Here is a 17,457-nt window from a genome sequence, read left to right on the forward strand (position 1 = left end):
TACCCGATTATCTTCCGAATTTTAGTAGGAAGTCATACGATGACTATAATGCCTGATACTCGTGAGCTTCGCTCCACTTGCGAGCAAATGGAGGAGCGCTACCTTATAAATCCGACTATAGACGCCTCGTATCGTCGACTTGCTGATCGTTTTGCTGCGGACCTTACAGTCGAACGAGACATCTTGCTCAGTCGTTGTGCCGCGCTTATGGCGATCAAATTCTTGAGCGAGGATGGGGCGCTTTAAGTCAGTTCTCTATTTCCCTCAGGTGCTCAAGTGCAGCCTCAACCTGCCCGTATGCTTCGGTTCCTAACGGCAGGATCGGACGTGGTGGCTCGATTTTCGCGAGACCGAGAAGGTCGGCAATGGCATACATGACGCGGAAACTGCTGTGGGTTTTGAACAGGTCCCAAAGCGGTGTGAAAGCTGCATTTATGCGTTCCACCTCAGTATTGTTTCCGCTTTGCGCAGCGCGCGTCAACGCCAGAGCGGGGTCGGGAAGAAGTCCCGCAACCACGCTGTACCAGGCATCGGCACCAGCCAGCAGTGCATCCGCAGCACCCCAGTCACCACTATAGCCGATCGCGAAGCTTGGCGGAGTTTCGGCACGCAGCTTTGACATTGCGCCTTCGTAATCGCCATTTGCGGGCAGAGGCATCTTGATCGCGCTGATATTCTTCACACTGGCAAGCCGTGCAATCAGTTCGTCGTTGAAGATGAACTTTGTCGTGCCGGGATTATTGTAGATGCACAGGGGAAGATCGGTCGTCTCGGCAACGGTCTTGAAGTGCTGGAAAACCTCGTCTTGCGTCAGCGGTGTATAGGAAACAGGCGCCAGCAACAGCCCGTCTGCACCGGCATCTGCGGCATCCCGCGCCAGTGCCTGCGCGTCATCCGTCCGCAACGCGCCGACGCCGACGATGATCGGTATTCTGCCGCCGATAGATCTGACGGCGGTATTGATCGTATGCAACCGCTGTTCCCGCGTGAGAAAGGCATAGCCGCCAGTGCTTCCCAGAAGACCGATAGAATCCGCTCCCGCCTCGTGAATGCGCTCAAGAAAAACGCAGAGCGTATCCTCCATGAGTTTGCCATCGGTGTCGTTTGGTGTCAGCGGAAAGGCTGAAAGACCTTTGAAGAGTTCCATTGTGCTCTTTCTCAATCAGGTTAGCGCGACAGAAGCAGGCGGATACCGGCAAGGCCGAAGACAGCCGCGAGGACGCCTTCGATCCAGCGACGCGCACGACGATAGAGGCGCACCATTGGCATAGTGGAAAATATGATGGCATAGCCGCAGAAAATGGTGATGCTGAGCACGATGCAGCCACCCAGAAACGCTGCCAGATGTGGCCATGAAGAGTTGGCGCCAAGTCCCAGCGTAACCAATGCGATCCAGGACAGGATGGATTTCGGGTTTGACAGATGCATCAGAAGACCACGGCGATAAAGCTCGCCATGGGACAGAATTGCTTTGCTGCTGGAAGCTCGCGTGGCCAATGCTTTGTCTGATGTCATGGCCGCGCGTCCGGCCTTGAAGGCAAGATAAAGCAGATAAAGTCCACCGAAGATTTTCAGGATGAACAGAGCTTCGGCAAATCGTGTGAGGATGGCCGAAACGCCGGTCGCGGCCATCACGCCCCAAAAGATGGAGCCCGTAACGACACCGGCAGCAAAGGCAAGCCCTGATTTGCGACCTTGGTCCATGGCTACGCCCATGATCCGCATCGTACTCGGACCGGGGCTGCCAGCTGCAATGATGTAAGTCACATATACGAGGAGGAGCTGGTAGATGGCGGGGGAAATGCTCATATCGCTACTCTAGTGGATTGAATTTGACGTTTGATACCCGTCCGATATAGATATCGTTTCAAACGTCAAATTCGAAAAATCCACTAGATTCATAGGGTTACTAGTGGTCTTTTTGATTTCGACATTTGCTCGGCGCTCATATCCCAAGGATGCAATGTCGGAATCAGACCGCTAGTTGCATCAAGAGAAACCATAGCATTCTCTCCATGCAATATCTGTAAGCGATTGTGCCAGAATCCGAGGAAGAACTGCCAGAACTGCCGATGGTTTTGTCGAAAACGACAAATTCGGACAGTCATCTCGGCTGTGCGGCTTTACTCTGCCTGCGCCTCGATATTTTCCATATCGTCATCGGACAAGCCGAAATGATGACCGATCTCGTGGATCAGAACATGGGTGATGATATCGCCCAGCGTTTCTTCATGTTCGGACCAATAGTCAAGGATCGCACGGCGGTAGAGCGTGATGCGGTTGGGACCTTCGCCGGTCTGCAGGCTGAAACGTTCGCCGATGCCACGACCTTCGAAAAGGCCGAGCAGATCAAAAGGCGTTTCCAGCCCCATATCCTCGATGATCTGATCGTCAGGAAAGTCGGCGATCTGGATGATGATGTCGCCGCACAACGCACGAAACTCCTGTGGCAGATGCGCAAGAGCTTCAATCGCGATGGATTCGATTTCGTCCAGCGAGGGCGAGAGACGTCCCGCCCAGTCGCCGCTTTGATCTTCTCGGGCCATTCCAGCCAATCGTGTCCTATTCACTTGTGAAGGCCACCAAACCTGCGACCGAGCATTCTGGCCGAGTATATATAGTGCATACCGACATTATGCCCAGGGACGCAATTCGGCGCGCTTGGCCTCGAATGTGTCGATGCTGCCAGCCTTTTCCATGGTCAGGCCGATATCGTCGAGACCGTTAAGCAGGCAATGGCGCTTGAAATCATCGACATCAAAGGAGATAGAGCCGCCATCCGGCCCGTGAATTTCCTTGGCTTCGAGGTCGACGGTGAGCGTCGCATTGGCGCCGCGTGAGGCGTCGTCCATCAGCTTGTCCAGATCTTCTTGGGCGACCTTGATCGGCAGAATGCCGTTCTTGAAGCAGTTATTGTAGAAGATATCGGCAAACGAGGTCGAGATCACACAACGGATGCCGAAATCGAGCAGGGCCCATGGCGCATGTTCGCGCGAGGAGCCGCAGCCGAAATTGTCGCCTGCAACGAGAATCTGTGCGTTGCGATAGCCCGGCTTGTTCAGAACGAAATCCGGGTTCTCCGTGCCGTCTTCGTTGAAGCGCATTTCGGCGAAAAGACCCTTGCTCAGACCCGTGCGCTTGATCGTCTTCAGGTAATCCTTCGGAATGATCATGTCCGTATCGATATTGACGATCGGCAGGGGGGCGGCAACGCCCGTGAGCTTGGTGAACTTATCCATGTCCTGAACCTGTCGGTTGGGAATTTGCAATTTGCAAACTGGTTTACATCAGCTTGACCGAGAGTCAACGTTTGAGGCCGAAACTGCCCAATAGGTCGCAACTCCCGACCCGTTTCGCGAAATATCCGGCGCGCGGACAAGCGCGCCGGATAGTCCGACTGTCGGGTTATGCGCATAATCCTGTCTGGAAACCGCGTCAAGTTTTCCAGATCATGCGTCGTTGATACAGTTTGCGCAATTTTCAGACATTGAGGGCGACGCCACCGGTCTCGCTGCCGGTCAGGCGGCGGGATTTGCCATCTGTACCAACGACGATCGTATAACGCCTGCGCCGCATTGAGAGGTTCGGCGAAACCGCCACATCGATGGCCGGATCGAACTGAAGCGTGATGCGCCACAGTTCAGGCTTGATCGTTTCCTCAACGGCGATGATACGGGCATCGAACGGCGTCGTGTGAAACATGCCGGTGATACGCTGCCCGACACGGTAAGGCGCGGTATCGTCCTCGACGGGGGCGGTCTCCACCTTGCTGTCATTGGCGGCCAGCGTATTCCAGTCGCGTGTGCCGGACTGGCGCGCCACAAGGTCGAGTGCCTTGCCGTGGCTGATGTTGATGCCTTCCTCGCTCAAAGCCTGCCGCAGACGGCGGGCCTGATGCTTGAAGTCAGCGTTATTGGTCCCAGCGATAATAGCTGTGGTCATTGTTTTCGCTCCTGATTGTGAGCGGCGTTTTCATGAACGGGTGCCCGCATTGCCGTTTCTGCCGTCACCGGAACAAAAACGTGAAACAGGAATGCTTTACCATGGCCAAAGGCTGCGGACGGCAGGTGCATTCCAACCGAAGGCTGGAAAATAGGCGCGTCGATACAGGATTTCAAGAGCCTGCCTGCTCGCGCTCTCGGCGCTTGCGCTGCAGGATGGTTCGGTGCACAAATCGGGATATGAAAACTATTGTTCGTCCCCGTCGTTCTGTCCTTTTCGTTCCTGCCGCCAACGCTCGCGCTCTGGAAAAGTCTCTGACCCTGTCAGCGGATTGCGTGATCTATGATCTGGAGGATTCCGTCGCGCCGGAGGCGAAGGTCGCGGCGCGCGATGCGCTGGCCGCGCATTTCGCAAGCCATCCGAAGGTTGGTTTCGAGCGGATTGTACGGGTCAATACGGCGGAAACGCCGTGGGGCAGGGATGATGTCGCGGCGGCTGCGAAGATGGGGGCGGATGCGATCCTTCTCCCCAAGACTGAACGACCACAGGATATAATCGACGCGGCCAACCGGCTTGATCGTCGGGATGCCGATCCGGCAGTTGGTGTCTGGGCGATGATCGAAACCGCGCGTGGCATTCTCAATGCCGACGAGATTGCGGTTCTCGGACATCGTTCGGCGGTGCGGCTTGCCTGTTTCGTCGTCGGGCCGAACGATATTGCGCGGGAAACCGGCGTGCGTCCGCAACCGGGGCGGCCCTATCTCGTCCCATGGCTGATGCAGATCATTCTTGCAGCGCGCGCTGGCGGGATCACCGTTCTCGACGGTGTTTACAATGATTTTCGGGATAGCGTTGGCTTCGAGGCGGAATGCGCGCAAGGTGCCGCCATGGGGTTCGATGGCAAGACGCTGATTCATCCCGGCCAGATTGAAGCGGCTAACCGTGCATTCTCACCAACCGAGGACGAGGTGGCCCATGCCCGCGCTGTTGTTGAAGTCTTCGCCCGGCCTGAAAATGCCGACAAGGGCGTCATCTCGCTGGACGGGCAGATGGTCGAACGTCTGCATCTCGAAATGGCCGAGCGTGTACTCGCTAAAACGGGCGTAAAGTTATAACAGAGGAAGCAACAGCATGAAGTTATATCGTTTCATTACAGGTCCGGACGATTCCGCATTCTGTCATCGCGTCACGGCGGCGCTCAACAAGGGCTGGCAGCTCTATGGTTCGCCGACCTATGCTTTCAATGCCGCAACCGGTGTCATGCACTGCGGCCAGCCGGTGGTGAAGGAAGTGGACGGCGTCGATTACACGCCGGACATCAAGCTCGGCGAATACTGATGGCCGTCCGCCGCATCGTTGCCAATATTGCAGCCGCCGATCCTGCGGCGGCAAAGCGCTTCTACGGCGACTTGCTGGGCCTTGATGTGGCGATGGATTTCGGCTGGATCGTCACCTATGCCACGGATGCGCAGGCACGGGTACAGGTGAGCATCATGAGTGAGGGCGGAGCGGGCACACCGGTGCCCGATCTTTCCATTGAGGTCGATGATGTCGATGCCGTGCTGGAGCGCGCAATCGCGCTGGGATTCCCCGTCGAATACGGTCCGGTCGATGAGGAATGGGGTGTGCGTCGCTTCTACACGCGTGACCCGTACGGTCGGCTCGTGAATATTCTAACCCACAAGAGTTGAACAAAAGGCCGGTTTCCCGGCCTTTTGTTTTTTGGTTCTAGTTCAAACCGCGCTTTTCAATCATCGCGTCTGGCGTCGGCATCTTGCCACGGAATGCCTTGTAAAGTTCTTCCGGGTCGCGGCTGCCACCAGCGGCATAGATATGCTGCTTCAGCTTTGCCGCCAGTTCCGGATTGAAGGCATCGCCGGTTTCCTCGAATGCCGAGAAGGCATCCGCGTCCAGCACTTCCGACCACATGTAGGAATAGTAGCCTGCGGAATAACCGTCGCCGGAGAAGACATGGGTGAAATGCGGTGTGCGATGGCGCATGATGATCGCATCCGGCATGGAAAGCTTTTCCAGCGTCTTTACCTCGAAAGCGAGCGGATCAGCGATCTTTTCCTTACCGGTATGGAACGCCATGTCCACCAGTGCGGATGAGGTGAACTCGACCGTGTTGAAGCCTGCATTGAAAGTGCGGGCCGCAAGCACCTTGTCGAGGAGCGCCTTCGGCATGGCTTCTCCGGTGCGATAGTGCACGGCGTATTGTTCGAGAACGGCCGGGACGGTCAACCAGTGTTCGTAAAGCTGCGACGGCAGTTCCACGAAATCGCGGGAAACGGCAGTGCCGGAAACGGCGGGCCATGTCACATCCGAGAGAAGCCCATGCAGTGCATGACCGAATTCGTGGAACAGCGTGCGCGCATCGTCAAGCGAGAGCAGGGCAGGTTCACCTGCCTTTGGCTTCGCAAAATTCATGACGTTGTAGATGATTGGCTTCTGTCCGCCATTGAGCTTGTGGCTTGATTGCAGGGAACTCATCCACGCGCCCGAACGCTTCGAGGTGCGGGCGAAATAGTCGCCGAGGAAAAGGCCGCGTTCGCTGCCATCCGCATTGAAGACCTGAAACACCCGCACATCCGGATGCCACGCAGCGATGCCCTTCTTTTCCTCGAAGCGGATGCCGAACAGGCGGTCTGCCACGTCAAAAGCGGCTTCGATGATCTTTTCGAGCTGAAGATAAGGCTTCAGTTCCGCTTCATCGAAGGCGAAGCGTTCGGCGCGCAGCTTTTCGGCATAGAAGCGCCAGTCCCATGGCGCAACCTTGTGATTGCCGCCATCGGCTGCGATCAGGCGCTCCAGTTCGACTTCTTCTTCATGGGCCTTGGCGCGCGCCTTGTCCCAGACGGGTTCCAGCAGGTCCATGACCGCCTTTGGCGTCTTGGCCATGGTGTCGTCGAGCTTGTAGGCGGCAAAGTTGGCGTAGCCGAGCAGATGTGCCTTGCGCTCGCGCAATTCCACCATTTCGCGCACGATGTCACGATTGTCGCTTTCGCCACCGTTCTCGCCGCGCTTTGCCCAGGCATTGAACGCCTGTTCGCGCAGTTCACGATTTTCGGAGAAGGAAAGGAATGGCTCGACAATTGAGCGTGATAGCGTAACCGCCCAGGCATCCGGTTTGCCGCGTTCAGCGGCGGCACTTTGCATGGCGTTCTTCAGGAAATCCGGCAGACCGGCGAGGTCGGCTTCATCGGTGATGAACAGGGCCCAGCTTGATTCATCCTTCAGCACATTCTGACCAAAGCGCGCGCCAAGTCCGGCAAGCTTTTCATTGATACCTGCAAGCTCCGTCTTGCCCGCTTCATCGAGCTTTGCTCCGGAGCGAACAAAACCTTTCCATGTCTTTTCAAGAACGCGTTTGGTCTCGGTATCGAGGTCCAGCATATCGCGATTTTCATAGAGCGCGTCGATGCGGGCGAAAAGCGCCGGGTCCATCATGATGCGCGAATAATGACGCGACATTTTCGGCGCGATCTCGCGTTCGAGCGCCTGGATCGTGTCGTTGCTATGCGCACCAGCGCGCATCCAGAAAATCGATGAAACGCGGTCGAGCGCCTTGCCGGTCAGCTGGAGAGCTTTCAGCGTATTATCGATGGTCGCTTCATCGGTCGCCTTCGCGATGACTTCCACTTCTGCGAGGTCCTCAGCCAACGCGGCATCGAATGCAGACGCGAAATCGTCATCCTTGAAAGCGGTGAAATCCGGCAGGCCCAGCGGTCCGCTCCATTCAGTCAGCGCGCGATTGTAAGCGGTCTTGTCGGACATGATGAGACTCCGGTTCAGATGAATTCGATATGGATCAGACTTAGGAGTTAAGCAGCAGAGGGGCAAGGGCTGGAAGGCCGCTTTCACGGTTTCCACATCGCGGGCGTCTCGCTGCCGGGGCAGGAGCTTGGAAAAAGCGTTCGACATCGTCTCGCAGGGCTTGACTTTATTGGCGACCAAGCGCACATCACGCCCGCAGCCGAATTTCTGCGGCAGCATTTTCAACCGGAGTTTTATTCTCTTATGCCCAGCGACAGTCACAGTCGATTGTTTCAGCCGTCAAGGCAGTTCGTGATCTGATCGCTTGCGGTCGGCTTGCACGGTCTGCCTTTGACGGCGGATCGACAGAAAGGCAAGCCCATGACCGACAACAACTTCTTCCCGGAAGTACTCAATGTTGCCGACCTCCCTGCTGCTGCCATCGCAAGCCGCATTGCGGACATGCGTACCGGCGACGCAGTGGAACTCGTTAACGAACTCGATGCCGATGATGCAGTCGCCGTCATCGCACAGCTTTCGCACGAAGATGCCATCCGTCTGCTCGACCAGCCGGAACTGCACCGTGCTACCGAAATCATCGCTACCCTGCCGCCCGGCCTCGCGAGTCTCCTGCTCGATGGCATGTCGGCGGACCGCGCAACCGACGTTTTTCAGGAACTGGAAGACGACGACCGCGCACGCCTGTTTCCCATTCTCGCGCCTGAAACCAAGGTCGCGCTGAAGAAATTGATGGGCTATCCGCCGAATACGGCGGGCTCGCTCATGACCATCGAATTCATTGCCGTGCCTTCCAACTGGAATGTTGGCCAGACGCTGGAATATATCCGCAAGGTCGAACGCACGCGTGAGACGGTTTATGCAATCTACGTGGTTGATCCGGCCAGCCGTGTTCTGTTGGGTGTGGTCAGCTTGCGCCGCCTCATCATCCGCCAGCCGGACGAACCGATTCTGTCTATCGCCCGCGACGAAGAGCCGATCACCATTTCGCCTCTCGCAAGTCGTGAGGAAGTGGCGCGCCTGTTCCGCAAGCACGACCTTCTGGCCGTACCTGTGGTGGACGAAAGCCGTCACATCATCGGCATTGTGACCGTTGATGACGTGCTCGACGCCATGACGGAAGAGGCAAGCGAGGACGCTTACCGTTTCGGCGGTATGGAGGCGCTCGACAAGCCCTATATGCGCATCGGCTTCGGCGAGATGCTGAAGAAGCGTGCGGGCTGGCTCGGTATCCTTTTCCTCGGCGAAATGCTGACCGCGAGCGCGATGCAGCATTTCGAGCTGGAGCTTGAAAAGGCTCTCGTGCTGACGCTGTTCATCCCGCTCATCATGTCATCGGGCGGTAATTCCGGCTCACAGGCGACGTCGCTGATTATCCGCGCGCTGGCCTTGCAGGAAATCAAGCTCAAGGACTGGTGGCGTGTCGCCCTGCGCGAATTGCCAACGGGCTTGGCCCTTGGCAGCTTTCTCGGCGTCATTGGCATCATTCGCATCGCCATCTGGCAGACGCTTGGCATCTACGACTATGGCGAACACTGGATTCTGGTGGCCGCGACCGTCGGTATGGCGCTGGTCTGCATCGTGACTTTCGGCTCGCTGACAGGCTCCATGCTGCCTTTCATCCTGCAAAGGCTCGGATTCGATCCGGCCAGCGCATCGGCGCCTTTCGTCGCCACACTGGTCGATGTGACCGGTCTTGTGATCTATTTCAGCGTCGCGCTGGTCATTTTGTCAGGCACGCTCTTGTAAGGCTCGGGCATGTCGCGAAAAAGTGGAAACTGGTTTTTCGATAACGACATGCCCAAAAAGAATTCAAAAAACTGTCAGAATGACAGTGTAAAAATGCAATGAAATTCGGGTTTTTCGGGTTAATTGGGGGGCAGTTTCGCGCTGCCCCTTTCTAAAATGCAAAAAAACCTGTAAGAGCGCCGCATTGTTTTTCCGCGCGGGTTTGTTGGCGCGGCTCCCAACTCATATAGAAGTGATCTCCATATGGAATTGCGTAATATCGCTATTATCGCACACGTCGATCATGGCAAAACCACTCTGGTCGATGAACTCCTGAAGCAGTCCGGCTCGTTCCGCGACAACCAGCGCGTTGCAGAACGCATGATGGATTCCAACGACATCGAAAAGGAACGCGGGATCACCATTCTCGCGAAGGCCACTTCGGTTGTCTGGAAAAACACGCGTATCAACATCGTCGACACGCCGGGCCACGCCGACTTCGGCGGCGAAGTTGAGCGTATTCTTTCGATGGTTGACGGCGCTATCGTTCTCGTTGACGCTGCTGAAGGTCCAATGCCACAGACGAAGTTCGTTGTTGGCAAGGCGCTGAAAGTTGGCCTGCGTCCGATCGTTGCGATCAACAAGATCGACCGTCCGGATGGCCGTCATGAAGAAGTCATCAACGAAGTGTTCGACCTCTTCGCCAATCTCGACGCGACCGACGAGCAGCTCGACTTCCCGATCCTGTACGGTTCAGGCCGTAACGGCTGGATGGCGCTGAACCCGGAAGGCCCACAGGACGAAGGTCTGGCTCCGCTGTTCGACCTCGTGTTGAAGCACGTTCCGGCACCGAAGGTTGCTGAAGGTCCGTTCCGCATGATCGGTACGATCCTCGAAGCCGATCCGTTCCTGGGCCGCATCATCACCGGTCGTATCCATTCCGGCTCGATCAAGCCGAACCAGGCCGTCAAGGTTCTCGGTCAGGATGGTTCGCTGCTCGAAAATGGCCGTATCTCGAAGATCCTCGCTTTCCGCGGCATCGAGCGTCAGGCCATTGACGAAGCCCATGCAGGCGACATCGTCGCTATCGCCGGTCTTTCCAAGGGCACTGTTGCCGACACCTTCTGCGATCCTTCGGTAAGCGAGCCTCTGGCTGCGCAGCCAATCGATCCGCCGACCGTGACCATGTCCTTCATCGTCAATGACAGCCCTTATGCGGGCACGGAAGGCGACAAGGTGACGAGCCGCGTTATCCGTGACCGTCTGCTCAAGGAAGCTGAAGGCAACGTTGCACTGAAGATCGAGGAATCGACCGAAAAGGATTCGTTCTTCGTTTCCGGTCGTGGCGAATTGCAGCTTGCAGTTCTGATCGAAAACATGCGCCGTGAGGGCTTCGAGCTTGGCGTTTCGCGTCCGCGCGTCGTCATGAAGGACGGCGAGAACGGCGAGAAGCTGGAGCCGGTGGAAGAAGTCGTCATCGACGTCGATGAAGAATATTCCGGCACGGTTGTGCAGAAGATGTCCGAACGCAAGGCCGAAATGGTCGAGCTGCGTCCTTCCGGCGGCAACCGCGTTCGTATGGTGTTCTACGCACCGACCCGTGGTCTGATCGGCTATCAATCGGAACTTCTGACCGATACGCGCGGCACGGCGATCATGAACCGTCTGTTCCACGACTATCAGCCATACAAGGGCGAAATCGCTGGCCGCAACAACGGCGTTCTGATCTCCAACGATCAGGGTGAAGCTGTTGCTTACGCATTGTTCAACCTTGAAGATCGCGGCCCGATGATCATCGACGCTGGTGTCAAGGTCTATCAGGGCATGCTGATCGGCATTCACAGCCGTGACAACGATCTGGAAGTCAACGTGCTCAAGGGCAAGAAGCTCACCAACATCCGCGCCGCAGGCAAGGATGAAGCCGTGAAGCTTACCCCGCCGATCAAGATGACGCTGGAACGCGCTCTGTCGTGGATTCAGGACGACGAGCTGGTTGAAGTGACGCCGAAGTCGATCCGTCTTCGCAAGCTCTACCTCGACCCGAATGAGCGCAAGCGCTTCGAAAAGAGCGGCAAGTCCAGCGCTGCTTAAGTTGACAGAATAAAGAAAACGGCGCCTTCGGGCGCCGTTTTTGTTTGCACGTTTAACGTGAACTTCAGCTCTTTGGTCGATTATGAGATCAATTGGGGGCGCTGATGATATTCTCGCGTTATGAGCGATTTGTTCTGACTGTCGTTGGTGCGTTGGGCGCAATCGACATTCTTCTGATTGCCGCGAAGGGCATTCGCGTAGACTGGACAGGCTACGGAATGATCGGGGCGATCGGTCTTGGAACGATCATGCTCGGCCTGTTTTATCGCTTCGTAAGGAATGATACCCGGATTGCGGAGACACTCATTCTGACTGCGGGCTTCATATTGTTCACACTGGTCGGGTCGGTCTTTAACTATATGTTGCTGCCGATCCATTTCCCGCGAATTGACGAATTCCTGGTCGGCGTCGATCGACTGATGGGATATGATTGGCCAAGTCTGGTCACATACATTGCGCAGTGGCCCGGTGTTTCAGCACTGTTGAAGATAGTTTACTTCACTTCCCTGCCGCAGTTGGTGATGGTTGTTCTGTTGCTCGGCTTTTCGGGGCAATCAGAAAAACTTGCTCATTTCCTGATGACTGGAATTGTAGGCGCTCTTCTCAGCATCGTGGTGTGGGCCTTTTTTCCAACATTCGGTACATCGGCTGTATGGAACCTGCCTGATGATGTTGTGAGAAGTGCAGGATTGGCTGTCGGTCCGTCCTATGGCTTGGAATTGATCCGCTTGTCGAAGGAAGGGGTAGATTATCTGACGCCAGCCAATGTGCTCGGCCTGATCGGATTCCCGTCGTTCCACACCGTCATGGCTGCCATGTCCGTGGTCTTTACATGGCGCATCGCATGGGTGCGTTTACCGGTACTCGCTCTGAATATATTCATGGTACCCGCGATCCTGCTGCACGGCGGGCACCATCTGAGCGATGTCTTTGGTGGACTGGCAGTTTTCACCATCGCATATTTCATCACGCACTATGCGATCAACGTTCTCCGCGACGATAGGGCTGCATCAGCGCCTGCGGGACACGTGCCCGCCGCGCCATCACGATGAGCGCCACAATCGACATGATATAAGGGATCATCAGGAAGAGCTGATAAGGCACCACCTTGCCGTAAACCGTCTGCAGGCGGAGCTGGAAAGCATCGAACAGCGCGAACAGCAGTGCGCCCAGAAGTGCGCGTGCAGGCTTCCATGACGCGAAAACGACGAGCGCAATACAGACCCAACCGCGCCCCTGCATCATCGTCGGGAAGAACGAGTTGAATGCAGAGAGCGTGAGGAACGCGCCGCCGACAGCCATAAGCGCGCTGCCGAACATGATCGTGAAGACGCGAACGCGGATTGGGTTGATGCCTTGCGCTTCGGCGGCATGCGGATTTTCGCCGGTCATGCGGATGGCAAGGCCGAGTGGTGTGCGGAAAAGCACATAACCAAGCAGCAGTGCCAGAGGAATGGCGATCCAGGTGAGGGCCGTCTGCGTGCCAAGCACCTGTCCGATAAACGGAATATCCGCAAGCCAGGACGGATTGACCGGCTGGAATGGTGTAATCGTTGGCGGAGTTGAAGAGAGCGGCACCAGAAGACGGAACAGGAAGTAGCTGAGGCTCGACGCAAACAGCGTGATGCCAAGACCGACCACATGCTGTGACAGGCCGAGCGGGACGGTGAGCGCCGCGTGAAGCAGGCCGAACAGAGCGCCGGAAGCGGCGGCGGCAAGCACACCGACCCACAGGTCGGCACCATTATAGACTGTCAGCCAGCCGATCATCGCACCGAAGGTCATGATGCCTTCGATGCCGAGATTAAGCACACCCGCCCGTTCGCAATAAAGTGCGCCGAGCGTGCCGAAGATCAGCGGCGTTGCAATGCGCAGGACCGAGACCCAGAGGCCTGCGGAGAGCAGGATATCCATCAACTCGTTCATCGGGCGATCCTGTATTGTGTGAAGAACAGAGCAACCAGCATAGTCAGAAGCGACAGCGCCACGGTGACATCGGCGATGAAGCTCGGAATGCCAATGGCACGGCTCATGCCGTCGGCACCGACAAACATTGCGGCAGCAAAAAGTGCGGAGAAGATCGCGCCGATAGGATTCAAATTGGCCAACATGGCGACAATGATGCCGGAATAGCCGAAGCCCGGCGACAGATCGGTCGTGACGTAACCCTTAACGCCCATGACCTGTATTGCGCCTGCAAGTCCTGCAAGACCACCGGAAATGCAGGCGACTTTCACCAGTGTCTTGCCAAGCGGAACGCCTGCAAAACGCGCGGCTTGCGGGTTGAGACCGGCAGCCTTGGTTTCCAGCCCGAACACGGTGCGCTTCTGCACATAGGCGATGATGAGCGCCAGAGCGATAGCGATGACTATGCCAATGTGAAGCCGCATGCCTGCCATGATTTTTGGCAGCACCGCCGCATCCGGCACAGGCTCGGATTGCGGCCAGCCAAAGGCGAGGGGGTCTTTCATCGGCCCTTCGATCATCATCGAGACGATGAGCACCGCAACGAAATTCAAAAGCAGGGTCGTCACCACTTCATCGACACCGAAGCGCAGACGAAGCCCGAGCGGAATAAGCAGGAAAATCATGCCTGCAATCGCGCCGACGATAAGCAACAGCGGAATGAGAATAGGGGCAGGAAGCTGCAATTGCGTCCCACAGGCGACCACCGCCAGCGCACCCATATAGAACTGGCCTTCGGCGCCGATATTCCAGAGTTTGGAGCGGAAGGCGACGGCAGCGGCAAGGCCGGTCAGCATCAAGGGTGTTGCGCGGGTGAGTGTTTCGGTGATCGAAAGCTTGTTACCGAAAGCGCCGATGGCTATCTGGCGGAAGGATTCCAAAACCGGCGCACCGGCAGCGGCAATGAGCAGTCCGGCAAGCACAAAGGCGGTCAAAACGGCGATAATTGGTGCGGTTGCTACCAGTGCCATGGGCCGTGTTTCGCGTCTTTCAATACGCATCAGTTCAGCCCCTTCGTGAGATTAGTCTGCCATTCCCCAGCCATCATCAGGCCCAGCCGTTGCGCATTGGCTTCTCCGGCGTCAATCGGCGGCGAGAGGCGGCCCTTGACGATGGCCTGTACGCGGTCGGCAAGGCCGATAATTTCATCCAGATCTTCCGAGATTAGCAGAACCGCTGCTCCCTTTGCCCGCGCTTCCAGAATACGGGCATGAATGGCTGCGACGGCACCTTCATCAAGGCCACGCGTCGGTTGCGCCGCGATCAGAATGCGCGGAGCCGTTTCAAGATTGCGACCCAGAATAAGCTTCTGCATGTTGCCGCCGGAAAGCAGGCGAATGCGGCTATCAGGCGTGCCGCCGCGCACATCGAAATCCTTGATGATGCGGTCGGTAAATTCACGCGCAGCCGCGCGATTGACCAGAAGACCATTGGAGAACTGGGGATCGCGCACGCGTTCAAGCACAGCATTTTCCCAAAGCGTCAGGTCACCGATTGCGCCTTCCGCATTGCGATCTTCGGGAATGCGGCCAACACCTTCGGCCACAAATTGGCGCGGGTCGAATTTGGTGACCGTTTGCCCGAACATGACAAGTGAGCCACTCGCAGGCTGGCTGAGACCCGAAACGAGACGCCCGAGCGCTGCCTGCCCATTACCCGACACGCCAATGATGCCAAGCGTTTCGCCAGCGCGAAGGTGAAAGTCGAGATCACTAAGGCGGGCCGCGCCATCTTCCACCACTGTTACATTCTTCGCTTCCAACAAGGTTTCGCCGGGCGTGGCCGCTGCACGCGAAGGGCGTGAAACGCGACGGCCAACCATCAGTTCGGCGAGTTCCTCTTTCGAGGTTTCGGAAGCCTTGCGCTCAGCGACAAGCTTTCCACCGCGCAGGACGATCACCCGGTCGGCTGCCGACATGACTTCATGCAGCTTGTGCGAGATGAAGATCAGCGACAGGCCCTGACGTGCCATTTCTTTCAGTGTCGCGAAGAGGTTTTCGGCTTCCTGCGTGGTCAGAACGGCGGTCGGCTCGTCGAGGATCAGAATGTCGGCGTCGTTATAAAGCGCTTTGAGAATTTCCACGCGCTGCTGTTCACCGACCGAAAGATCGCCAAGCCGTGCATCGGGATCAACCTGCAGGCCAAAGCGCTTGGCGATTTCCGCGATCTTGTTACACGCTGCACCGTGCGCGGATTTGAGTCTCCAGAGGCTTTCAGTGCCGGTGATGATGTTTTCCAGAACCGTGAGATTGGGCGCGAGCGTAAAATGCTGGTGCACCATGCCCACGCCCGCATCGATGGCTGCGCGGGGCTTGCCTTGCGGGATTTCAACGCCTTTCACGAAGACACGACCTTCATCCGGCACATAATGGCCGAACAGGATATTCATCAGCGTGGTTTTGCCTGCACCATTTTCGCCAAGAAAAGCGAGGATTTCGCCGCGCTCAAGCTTCAGCGAAATATCGTCATTGGCGGTAAGCGCGCCAAACCGCTTGGTGATGTTTTGCAGTTCAAGAACTGTGGTGGTCATGTGTTCAACCCCGCAACGGGAAATCTGTGCTGCCAACGCTGGTCCGCCTCCAGACGCTGGCCAAGGCTCAAAAGCAGCCGGTCCGCGCCCATCGGGGCCACAAGCTGCAAGGCGACCGGCATGTCGTCGGCGTCGGTTTCAAAGGGAAGCGAGAGTGCCGGAAAACCGGAAATATTCGCAAGCGCCGCATAAGGCGCGAAGGCATTCATCTTCTGCCAATGCGCATCGACATCGCCTTGATCCGTGGGAAAGGAACCGAGCGGCATCGGCCCGCGCGCGAGCATAGGCGTGATCAGCACGTCGATGTCGCGGAAAATCTGCCAGAGCATATGTGCGGCGCTGACAGCTCCGTTCATGGCGCGGTAAAGCGCGGTGGCTTCCATGCGCCGCCCGCGCTCCGCAACGGCGCGGGTGAGCGGTTCAAGCTTGTCTTCATCAAGGGCCAGAAAATCGATTGCGGCCGCAAGATTGACGGAAATGATACGGTCGAATGCGCGTGCGCTGGAAGCGATCAGCGGGCTGAATTCCGAAGCCGGGATTTCGCGGATTGTGTGTCCCTGTGCCTCAAGGAAATGCGCTGCATCTGCCACAACCTGCAGGCGCTCTGATGTGATTGGATAGTTTGCGAGATCGCCGGTCACGATGCCGATACGAAGGCGGTCCGGCAAATCGCCTGCCAGCATCGCCGGGTCGGGCAGAAAGCCTTCCGTTTTGCCTTCAACAAGCGGCAGAAGCGCTTTCGCATCACGGACCGAGCGGCAAAGCGCAAACTCGCTCGCAATGCCTGCAAGATAATTGCCGAAATGCGGACCCGCTGGCATAGCGCCACGACTTGGTTTCAGACCGACAAGCCCGCAGGTTGCGGCGGGCACACGGATGGAACCACCAGCGTCGGTAGCGTGCGCAATTGCGACTATCCCGGCTGCAACCGCTGCTGCCGCTCCGCCGGATGATCCACCGGGTGAAAGCGTTTCATCGAAGGGATGGCATGCAGGCGGTGCTCCCGCTGGTTCGCTCGCAAGCGCCAGACCGAATTCGGGAACGGTGGTAGTACCGAAGAAATTCAATCCGGCTGCGCGTAGCCGGTGGCCGAGTTCGGAATCCATCTGAGGTGAGGCATTGAGGAATGCCTGCGAGCCGAGCCGGATCGGCAGACCGGCACAGGGCCCGCCCAGATCCTTGAATAGGGAGGGAACGCCCGCGAAGGCAGCTCTGGATGGCGCTGCATCGAATGCGATGGCACCGGCGCGGCCAAGATCGCGATCGAGATATGCAATGACGCCCAAGGGGCGCCATTTTTCTGCTGCGTCGAGAGCGGCATCCATGGCCTGTTCGGCACTGAGGATTCCTTCCGCAATCGCCTGCGCGAGCGCGGTCGCATCCTGTTGGTTCATGTCGATTGCCACGATATGCTTGCCCGTCCTGAA

At 57.2% G+C, this 17,457-nt stretch carries 16 protein-coding genes; 6 read left to right on the top strand and 10 right to left on the bottom strand.

Features of this window, described 5'->3' with window-relative positions:
• Positions 1-247: 247 nt before the first annotated feature.
• The 5 genes from OANT_RS17065 to OANT_RS17085 all read right to left on the bottom strand — a co-directional run bounded on the left by OANT_RS17065 (position 248) and on the right by OANT_RS17085 (position 3,942).
• Entirely contained in the window at positions 248-1,147 is a 900-nt protein-coding gene (locus OANT_RS17065; RefSeq protein WP_012092732.1) for a dihydrodipicolinate synthase family protein, read from the bottom strand.
• Between the two features lie 20 nt (positions 1,148-1,167).
• Positions 1,168-1,809, bottom strand: a complete 642-nt coding sequence (locus OANT_RS17070) for a LysE family translocator (protein WP_012092733.1) — start codon at positions 1,807-1,809, stop codon at positions 1,168-1,170.
• 314 nt (positions 1,810-2,123) lie between these two features.
• Positions 2,124-2,546: a metallopeptidase family protein gene (locus tag OANT_RS17075; RefSeq protein ID WP_012092734.1), complete on the bottom strand. Its 423-nt coding sequence runs from the start codon at positions 2,544-2,546 to the stop codon at positions 2,124-2,126.
• 87 nt (positions 2,547-2,633) lie between these two features.
• The gene (gene leuD / locus OANT_RS17080) at positions 2,634-3,239 is read right to left on the bottom strand and encodes a 3-isopropylmalate dehydratase small subunit (RefSeq protein ID WP_012092735.1); all 606 of its coding nucleotides are present in this window, start codon (positions 3,237-3,239) and stop codon (positions 2,634-2,636) included.
• A gap of 241 nt (positions 3,240-3,480) precedes the next feature.
• Positions 3,481-3,942: a glyoxalase superfamily protein gene (locus OANT_RS17085; protein WP_012092736.1), complete on the bottom strand. Its 462-nt coding sequence runs from the start codon at positions 3,940-3,942 to the stop codon at positions 3,481-3,483.
• A gap of 239 nt (positions 3,943-4,181) precedes the next feature.
• On the opposite strand from OANT_RS17085, the gene OANT_RS17090 reads away from it, so the two are divergent.
• Genes OANT_RS17090 through OANT_RS17100 form a run of 3 tightly spaced genes read left to right on the top strand, consistent with a single transcriptional unit; the run spans position 4,182 to position 5,633 of the window.
• Entirely contained in the window at positions 4,182-5,057 is an 876-nt protein-coding gene (locus tag OANT_RS17090) for an HpcH/HpaI aldolase/citrate lyase family protein (RefSeq protein WP_012092737.1), read from the top strand.
• 16 nt (positions 5,058-5,073) lie between these two features.
• On the top strand, positions 5,074-5,280 hold the full coding sequence (locus tag OANT_RS17095; protein WP_002965766.1) for a DUF1737 domain-containing protein: 207 nt from the start codon (positions 5,074-5,076) through the stop codon (positions 5,278-5,280).
• Positions 5,280-5,633 carry a VOC family protein gene (locus tag OANT_RS17100; RefSeq protein WP_012092738.1) on the top strand — a complete coding sequence of 118 codons (354 nt, stop codon included), beginning with the start codon at positions 5,280-5,282 and terminating at the stop codon, positions 5,631-5,633. Before OANT_RS17095 ends, OANT_RS17100 begins: the two co-directional genes overlap by 1 nt.
• 37 nt (positions 5,634-5,670) lie before the next feature.
• On the opposite strand, the gene OANT_RS17105 is transcribed toward OANT_RS17100, so the two are convergent.
• On the bottom strand, positions 5,671-7,719 hold the full coding sequence (locus OANT_RS17105; protein ID WP_012092739.1) for a M3 family metallopeptidase: 2,049 nt from the start codon (positions 7,717-7,719) through the stop codon (positions 5,671-5,673).
• 360 nt (positions 7,720-8,079) lie between these two features.
• Between OANT_RS17105 and mgtE the strand changes: the two genes are divergently transcribed.
• The 3 genes from mgtE (at position 8,080) to OANT_RS17120 (ending at position 12,587) form a co-directional block, all read left to right on the top strand.
• A complete protein-coding gene (gene mgtE, locus OANT_RS17110) occupies positions 8,080-9,465 on the top strand; it encodes a magnesium transporter (RefSeq protein WP_010658501.1) in 1,386 nt (461 codons plus the stop codon).
• Between the two features lie 243 nt (positions 9,466-9,708).
• Complete coding sequence (gene typA, locus OANT_RS17115) at positions 9,709-11,535, top strand: translational GTPase TypA (protein ID WP_010658502.1); 1,827 nt, start codon at positions 9,709-9,711, stop codon at positions 11,533-11,535.
• 104 nt (positions 11,536-11,639) lie between these two features.
• Positions 11,640-12,587, top strand: a complete 948-nt coding sequence (locus tag OANT_RS17120) for a phosphatase PAP2 family protein (RefSeq protein ID WP_012092740.1) — start codon at positions 11,640-11,642, stop codon at positions 12,585-12,587.
• Here OANT_RS17120 and OANT_RS17125 read toward each other — a convergent pair.
• The 4 genes from OANT_RS17125 to OANT_RS17140 are packed head-to-tail and all read right to left on the bottom strand — an operon-like array spanning position 12,517 to position 17,424.
• Positions 12,517-13,461, bottom strand: a complete 945-nt coding sequence (locus tag OANT_RS17125; RefSeq protein WP_012092741.1) for an ABC transporter permease — start codon at positions 13,459-13,461, stop codon at positions 12,517-12,519. The two genes, OANT_RS17120 and OANT_RS17125, sit on opposite strands and share 71 nt — an antisense overlap.
• Complete coding sequence (locus OANT_RS17130) at positions 13,458-14,501, bottom strand: ABC transporter permease (RefSeq protein ID WP_012092742.1); 1,044 nt, start codon at positions 14,499-14,501, stop codon at positions 13,458-13,460. The genes OANT_RS17125 and OANT_RS17130 overlap by 4 nt, the downstream gene beginning before the upstream one ends.
• On the bottom strand, positions 14,501-16,030 hold the full coding sequence (locus OANT_RS17135) for an ABC transporter ATP-binding protein (RefSeq protein WP_012092743.1): 1,530 nt from the start codon (positions 16,028-16,030) through the stop codon (positions 14,501-14,503). Before OANT_RS17135 ends, OANT_RS17130 begins: the two co-directional genes overlap by 1 nt.
• The gene (locus OANT_RS17140; RefSeq protein ID WP_012092744.1) at positions 16,027-17,424 is read right to left on the bottom strand and encodes an amidase; all 1,398 of its coding nucleotides are present in this window, start codon (positions 17,422-17,424) and stop codon (positions 16,027-16,029) included. The genes OANT_RS17135 and OANT_RS17140 overlap by 4 nt, the downstream gene beginning before the upstream one ends.
• Positions 17,425-17,457: the final 33 nt, after the last annotated feature.

It is taken from the genome of Brucella anthropi ATCC 49188, from assembly GCF_000017405.1.
In the GTDB taxonomy this organism is placed as follows: domain Bacteria; phylum Pseudomonadota; class Alphaproteobacteria; order Rhizobiales; family Rhizobiaceae; genus Brucella; species Brucella anthropi.

What these genes read in the sequence shown, in the direction of transcription:
- OANT_RS17120 (WP_012092740.1), top strand. Translation starts at nt 11,640, where the DNA reads ATGATATTCTCGCGTTATGAGCGATTTGTTCTGACTGTCGTTGGTGCG.
- OANT_RS17090 (WP_012092737.1), top strand. Translation starts at nt 4,182, where the DNA reads ATGAAAACTATTGTTCGTCCCCGTCGTTCTGTCCTTTTCGTTCCTGCC.
- OANT_RS17085 (WP_012092736.1), bottom strand. Translation starts at nt 3,942, where the DNA reads ATGACCACAGCTATTATCGCTGGGACCAATAACGCTGACTTCAAGCAT.
- OANT_RS17075 (WP_012092734.1), bottom strand. Translation starts at nt 2,546, where the DNA reads ATGGCCCGAGAAGATCAAAGCGGCGACTGGGCGGGACGTCTCTCGCCC.
- OANT_RS17125 (WP_012092741.1), bottom strand. Translation starts at nt 13,461, where the DNA reads ATGAACGAGTTGATGGATATCCTGCTCTCCGCAGGCCTCTGGGTCTCG.
- OANT_RS17105 (WP_012092739.1), bottom strand. Translation starts at nt 7,719, where the DNA reads ATGTCCGACAAGACCGCTTACAATCGCGCGCTGACTGAATGGAGCGGA.
- OANT_RS17070 (WP_012092733.1), bottom strand. Translation starts at nt 1,809, where the DNA reads ATGAGCATTTCCCCCGCCATCTACCAGCTCCTCCTCGTATATGTGACT.
- OANT_RS17130 (WP_012092742.1), bottom strand. Translation starts at nt 14,501, where the DNA reads ATGCGTATTGAAAGACGCGAAACACGGCCCATGGCACTGGTAGCAACC.
- leuD (WP_012092735.1), bottom strand. Translation starts at nt 3,239, where the DNA reads ATGGATAAGTTCACCAAGCTCACGGGCGTTGCCGCCCCCCTGCCGATC.
- OANT_RS17100 (WP_012092738.1), top strand. Translation starts at nt 5,280, where the DNA reads ATGGCCGTCCGCCGCATCGTTGCCAATATTGCAGCCGCCGATCCTGCG.
- typA (WP_010658502.1), top strand. Translation starts at nt 9,709, where the DNA reads ATGGAATTGCGTAATATCGCTATTATCGCACACGTCGATCATGGCAAA.
- OANT_RS17095 (WP_002965766.1), top strand. Translation starts at nt 5,074, where the DNA reads ATGAAGTTATATCGTTTCATTACAGGTCCGGACGATTCCGCATTCTGT.
- OANT_RS17135 (WP_012092743.1), bottom strand. Translation starts at nt 16,030, where the DNA reads ATGACCACCACAGTTCTTGAACTGCAAAACATCACCAAGCGGTTTGGC.
- mgtE (WP_010658501.1), top strand. Translation starts at nt 8,080, where the DNA reads ATGACCGACAACAACTTCTTCCCGGAAGTACTCAATGTTGCCGACCTC.
- OANT_RS17140 (WP_012092744.1), bottom strand. Translation starts at nt 17,424, where the DNA reads ATGAACCAACAGGATGCGACCGCGCTCGCGCAGGCGATTGCGGAAGGA.
- OANT_RS17065 (WP_012092732.1), bottom strand. Translation starts at nt 1,147, where the DNA reads ATGGAACTCTTCAAAGGTCTTTCAGCCTTTCCGCTGACACCAAACGAC.